The organism is Roseateles sp. P5_E11, assembly GCF_054049355.1.
Window position 1 is genome coordinate 1 of record NZ_JBFUMO010000988.1, and the last position, 1,284, is coordinate 1,284.

2 protein-coding genes are annotated in these 1,284 nt (G+C 66.2%); one reads left to right on the top strand and one right to left on the bottom strand.

All coding sequences use genetic code 11. From position 1 onward, the window contains the following. The coding region (locus ACXJKR_RS32750) for an SIMPL domain-containing protein (protein WP_457326414.1) at positions 1 to 434 on the bottom strand (434 nt) is incomplete at its 3' end. 139 nt (positions 435 to 573) lie between these two features. Between ACXJKR_RS32750 and ompR the strand changes: the two genes are divergently transcribed. Further along, positions 574 to 1,284 (top strand): osmolarity response regulator transcription factor OmpR (gene ompR / locus ACXJKR_RS32755; RefSeq protein WP_457326415.1); only part of this gene is annotated, 711 nt, incomplete at its 3' end.

Sequence of the window (1,284 nt, forward strand, 5' to 3'; positions counted from 1 at the left end):
GCCTCGCGCGACAGGCTGTAGCCGACGCGGGCGATGCTCAGCGTGTTGATGCGCCCCGTCAGCTGAGCGATGGCTGCCGCATCCCGCCCCTCGACCAGCAACTCGGCGCTGCCCTGCCAGCCGCTGAGCTTGCCGGTCTTGGGGTCGTGGCGCGGGTAGAGCGAAAAACTGCCCGTCTGCACATCGACCTGACCTGGCTTGGCCACCTTGCGCGCTTCGGCCAGGGCGGCGTCCAGGGCCTGCTTCAACGCCGCTTGCACGCCCGCGGCGTCGGCACCTTCGCGCGTCGTCGAGAAGGCAATGCCCAGCACATCACGCGTCACCTCAGCGCTGGCGCTGGCCGACAGGCTCAGCCGCTCGCGCGGCGGCCCTTCCGTGGCTGCATGGGCAGACAGGGTCAGTGCAAGGCTTGAGAGGACGAGGACTGCGCGCATGAGGAAATCTCTTTGCAAGGAGGGAAAGCCCAGCTTAGCCGGGGTAGTTGGCAACGAGCTGTAACCTGTGCGTGATGTCCTACAAAGCAGGGTTTCAAAACCTGCTCACAATGCCGCTGTTACAAATTCAGGAAACGCGATGAACAGCAGCGCGACACCCCGTCCCAACCGTATCCTTGTCGTCGATGACGACGCCCGCATCCGCGATCTGCTCCGGCGCTATCTGACACAAGAAGGCTTCGAAGTACTGCTCGCCGAAGACAGCCGGGCGCTGAACAAACAGCTCACCCGAGAGACGGTGGACCTCATCGTGCTGGACCTGATGCTGCCCGGCGAAGACGGCCTGACCATCTGCCGCCGCCTGCGTGCCGCCAACGACCAGACGCCCATCATCATGCTGACGGCCAAGGTCGAGGACGTGGACCGCATCGTCGGCCTGGAAGTGGGCGCCGACGACTACCTGGCCAAGCCCTTCAACCCGCGCGAACTGCTGGCCCGCATCAACGCGGTGCTGCGTCGTCGCCCCCCGCCGGAGGCCCCGGGTGCGCCGAGCAAGGAGCCGATGACGGTGACCTTCGGGCCTTTCGAGTTCGACCTGGCCCTGCGCCGCCTGACCAAGAATGGCGAGCAACTGCCGCTGACAACCGGCGAGTTCTCGATGCTCAAGACCCTGGTGCGCCACCCGCGCCAGCCGCTGTCGCGCGACAAGCTGGCCCAGCTCGCCCGCGGCCGCGAGTTCGAGCCCTTTGACCGCAGCCTGGATGTGCAGATCTCGCGGCTGCGCAAGATGCTGGAGGCAGACCCGGCCCAGCCACGCTATATCCAGACCGTCTGGGGCGTGGGCTATGTG